This window comes from Rhodanobacter sp. FW104-R8, from assembly GCF_001617365.1.
In the GTDB taxonomy this organism is placed as follows: Bacteria; Pseudomonadota; Gammaproteobacteria; order Xanthomonadales; family Rhodanobacteraceae; genus Rhodanobacter.
Genome location: NZ_LVJR01000063.1, coordinates 1 through 4,451 on the forward strand (window position 1 = coordinate 1; position 4,451 = coordinate 4,451).

Here is a 4,451-nt window from a genome sequence, read left to right on the forward strand (position 1 = left end):
CTAGCAGCAACTGTGTCAGGTAGGCGCCATCCTGGCCGGTAACGCCGGTAATCAAGGCCGTATTCATGAACGCTCCTTTGCAATAAAAAAATTCCACAGTCTTGCATCAGACTGAATTTCAAAATTCTGTCGTTACTATCTAGGAGGACACTAGGCAACAGTCGGGCCGCATTGCAATTCAGGCTCGAAGGCAGAGTCGACTGCAGCAAGCGGATGAATCTCGATCCCGTCCAACCACATGTGGGTCTCCGCATCCACGCCGACGCGTATCTCCAGATCGGATACATCCGAATCCAGTGTCAGCTCGATCTGAGCCAGCAATGTTTTGGCTCCCAAATCCATCGGTACGAAATCGCGATAGGCATGTACCTTCGCCCCACGCGAACTGCACACGTCCATCCACGCAGCTCCGGCACCACCACCGTAAATGCTGACCATAAAGCGTCCGGCATGCAGCGGCACATAGGGGCCATATATTAACAGCCCCGCGCCGCCGCCTGTAGTCATGCGTCCACGGGAAAGGTATCCAATCTCCGTGTGGAGGCGATAGTCGAAGGCGCCATAACGACGTATCGGGCCCGGCATCCAACGGTAAATCCAATCTTCACGACACACCACATCGACCAACTGCGCCGTCGCCTCTTTCCAAGTTTTCCATTGCATGCCGGCCGATAGCGGTGCTTGCCCCTGCATATCGAGCTTCAACCATGCACGCAATGCATCGCCCAGGTCGTCAGCACCGTAGCCCGAAAAATAATGCGCATGCTCACCGGCGATCTCCCGGAAAACCGGCAGCTCGCGGACAATCAGTGGCAAACCGTGGTGCGCGGCCTCGATCAGTGGTAGGCCGAAACCCTCACCCTCCGAGACCATGAGCAGCGCCGAGGCGCGATGATAGGCCGCGAGCAGCAGATCATCACCCGCTTTCTCGAACCAGAATAATCGCTTGCCGCGCTGCGGATGTTCACGCAGACGTTGCATTAGATCGTCGACCAGCCAACCTGGCTTGCCAATGATCAGAAGATTCACCTCGCTCCCTTGCTCCCATAGCCGATCAAAAGCAGCCAGCGCCTGTGCATGACCCTTGCGTGGCTCGATCGTCCCCACCATCAGGAATGTGGGGCGATCACCGAGCTCGACCAGGCTGACACCAACCGGATCGTCGGAGCTGTGCGTCGTTGTAGCCACCGCCAGATCGGCGCCGAGGTGAAACCAACCAATGCCCAATGGTCGATGCCGTTCGGGTCGTGCCTGATGCAGCCACGATTCGAATTCATCCGCTACGGCCCTGGAAATGCACATGACGCTGTCGGCCACCTCAACCACCGACTCGTACCAGCGGCGGAGCATACGGACCCCAGTCGGATCGAAACAATCTGGTCGCATCAGGGGCAACAAGTCATAGACAACAAAATGCTGCCGTACCCCGATATTCCTCATCCTTCGAAACACATTGATGTACGTCGGAATCAAGTGGGCGATAAGATCCAATCCCAGATAGACATCACCACTGGTGAACTCCACCACATCGTCGGGAGGCAACGTCTCAGCTTTGAAGTAGCGCCGCTGACAATAGCTGCGCGCATAACGGAATATCCCGTCATCACCGAGGTAGACGGGCTCGACCCGATATCCTGTGGGTGGCTTTGTAAGTAGCTCGTCAAGCACATGCCGAACAACGCGTTGAATGCCCGTACCGACATCACGGACAAACAGATGCGAAATGTCGACCAGCCACTGCGAAGTGACACCTGGCACTGCCATATTGGCCGAAAGTGCCGCGGCGGCACGCCTCCACTCATCCTCTGAGGCATCGGCCGCACCCTCCATGCCGGTCAATTCGGCAACGGCGCCTCGTATATTATCGCGCCATGCCAGTGATTCATGCACGACGCCATAGCCCAAAGCGCTAGCTGATGTCACTTGGCTTCGTCCAAGCGCGGCCACGCCTTCCGGCGAGACCAACGCACCCAGTACCTCCACGGAAAAACCACCGTCGAAGGCAGTCCGTAATGCATGGTATCCACCCACACGGTAGAGCATGGATACTACGAGTTCACGGCCTTTGGCACTCCGTGCCAGCTCCTGTAGCGCTGAACCGAAGGTCCGTTCACGTAACACGATATCTACCGCGTCGGTTGCAGCGAGCTGAAGAGTCTTTGCGCAATAGGGGTGATCGGCCAGCTCGATGACCACTCGACTGAAACGATCGCGAGCGACCGCGAAATCTGCCAGCGAATGTTTCGCCGCAACCCCGGTACAGTCCTTGTCCGCATGGATCACCATGGAACCGGACTTCGGCTGGGAGCCAGCTCTACGCGGAGCTGGCAGAAATGCTGTTGCAAACTTTACCGATGGCAATTCCGACACGTTCATCGAGGCACGTCGCTCACGGCATCCATTCGTCGCCTCGAAAGCCGCAATGGCACGCCGGGAGGACTCCTTCCAGGAAAACTTCAAGCACTGTTTTGTGCCATGTTCCCGCAAGCTCGCGCGGAAACCGTCGTCCGTAAGAGCCGTGACCATCTTGGCGGTGATGGCGCTGTCGCTACGCGGGTCAAACAACGCATCTTCGCGACCGATAACTTCTGGAAGACTGGAGGTGCTGGAGCCGATAACGATGGCGCCGCTCGACATGGCCTCCAATACAGGCAGCCCGAAGCCCTCTTGCAGCGATGGGAAGACGTACAGCGCGCAGAGGTTGTAGAGCTTTACCAAGTCGCCGTCTGGCACGTAACCCGTGAAAACCACTTCATCGCCTCGCAAGCCCAGCTCTACCGCCAAGCTATCCAGCGCTTCCCTCTCTAGTGTAGGCGCATCACCCACGATCACGAGCTGGTGCCCACTTCGCAGCTCCCCTGGAAGCAACGCAAAGGCGCGAAGCAAGGCGCCGACATTTTTCCGTGCATCGAATCCGCCTCCGTACATGATGAACGGCTTCTGGAGACTGTAACGATGCATCAGCTCATGGCGGAATGCCTCGGCGTTGTCGAGCCGCATGAAGATGTCGTCGGCAGCGCCGGAGATGTCGGTCAGGCGATCCGCGGGAATCTGCAATAGTTCACTCGCTTCGTCGCAGGAAAACCGGGAGATTCCGAGCAACACGTCGGCGCGACGCAAATTCGCCACCTTTTCCATATACCAGCGTCTGGTGCGCGGATCGCCTAGATAGGTTTCCTCATGCGCCAGTGGTATCAGATCATAAAGAGTGACTGCTCCCAGGTGCGCCTCATTCCCCGGCACCGTGGCAATGACATCTTCCACCCATCCTTCGAATAGGCTCGCCACGTGAACCACGTCGGGTTTCAGCTGCCGCAGCGCCTGCGTCCGGAGCACTTCGGACGCACGCATGCGAAACCCGTTGGATGGATCAATACATGTGGCGGGTACCAATGCCTCCCACGTGCGTATCCGCGACTGCGGCAGCAGGCCATCAAATTGCCCGCGCAGATATTCGATCGACTCACCCATGGCCTCATTCAGCAGCACGGTAATGTCATGTCCACGTGGGTGCGCGGCCATGGCCTTGGCCAGCGCCAGAGAATAACGACCAATGCCGCGACGGCGGCTCGCCGGTGACTGGCACGCCTGCAAATCCAGTACGATATGCACTTCCCTATCTCCTCCCGGACTGCGTCGGGCTATTGCCATGCAGTCGCTTCCTTCGACTGATCTGGATTTCCTCAAGCACCCGTGTCGCCTGCCTCGTCAGAGGCACGTCCAATTGCTTCGTCTCAAGCTGCTCATGCAAATGTGTGGCCGGTGCTGCGCCAAACAGGAAAAGTCGCGCTTGGGCAGTCAATCTTGAGTCTGGGCCGGTGATTCGGAGCGCGAGCGAACGCAGCCATGACCATCGTGCCATCACACGAAGCAACGGTCGGACAAAACGCGCAGGCCGACGCAGCACCTGATAGATGATGAGAAAAACCACCGCGAGTAGCGCACGAGCAGCGCGCCTTATCAAACGCAGCGGGAGCGTAATGCGCCAAGAAGTACTGTGATGAATCGTCTGAATCAGCCCATGCAGGCGTCCCACCTCCCGATCGCGAGATGCCACTTCGCGATGCAGGCGATCCGTCTCAATCTGCAGTTGCAAAATTTCGGCAGACCGGCTGTCCAGGTCCGCACGCAGTAGCGTGAGGTCGTGCTCGCGTTTTGCCAGATCGTCACCCAGCAACTTTGTGCGTTCGGTTGCAGCGGCCAGATTCGCCAGTGATGCTGCCAATGTGTCTTCCAGTGTTGCAATAGCTTGCCGCCGCTCGACCAAAAACTGCTCCTTGCGCTCATTTTCCTCGTGCAAACGCTCGGCATCGTTACGCCACTGCTCGCGTTCGGCCTGCATACGCTTCACGTCTTCCGCCGCCTCGTCCAGCAGTCGTCGATGCTCGATCAAGGCTGCCTCCCGGCGCTCATTCTCGTTGCGCAGGTACTCAGCATGGATTCGCCACTGC

General features: G+C 58.0%; 1 protein-coding gene and 1 pseudogene. Both read right to left on the reverse strand.

The annotated features are described in order from the left end of the window. Positions 1-150: 150 nt before the first annotated feature. Entirely contained in the window at positions 151-3,612 is a 3,462-nt protein-coding gene (locus tag RHOFW104R8_RS11105; protein ID WP_161487768.1) for a glycosyltransferase family 1 protein, read from the reverse strand. Between the two features lie 4 nt (positions 3,613-3,616). After that, positions 3,617-4,451, reverse strand: a pseudogene (locus RHOFW104R8_RS17610) (hypothetical protein); the annotation flags it as partial.